Origin of the sequence: Paenibacillus sp. S29, assembly GCF_049319765.1 — a bacterium.
Lineage (GTDB): Bacteria > Bacillota > Bacilli > Paenibacillales > Paenibacillaceae > Paenibacillus > Paenibacillus polymyxa_B.
The window spans coordinates 1-231 of the sequence record NZ_JBMOUI010000119.1 but is presented as its reverse complement, the minus strand read 5'-3'; the positions used below and the strand labels follow the sequence as shown (position 1 = coordinate 231).

At 57.1% G+C, this 231-nt stretch carries 2 tRNA genes; both read right to left on the bottom strand.

Features of this window, described 5'->3' with window-relative positions:
* Positions 1-72: 72 nt before the first annotated feature.
* Positions 73-149: transfer RNA gene (locus tag ACL9RM_RS26810), tRNA-Arg, on the bottom strand.
* A gap of 7 nt (positions 150-156) precedes the next feature.
* Positions 157-231, bottom strand: a tRNA-Gly gene (locus ACL9RM_RS26805).

Below are 231 nucleotides of genomic sequence, written 5' to 3'. Positions count from 1 at the left end.
CCTCCACGGTTTCCCTCACGATTTTGAGTCGCGCGCGTCTGCCAATTCCGCCACACCGGCTTATGAAGTTAATGGCGTCCCCTGAGAGATTCGAACTCCCGACCTTTTGATTCGTAGTCAAACGCTCTATCCAGCTGAGCTAAGGGGACTAATAAATGGAGCGGACGACGGGAATCGAACCCGCGACCCTCGCCTTGGCAAGGCGATGCTCTACCGCTGAGCCACGTCCGC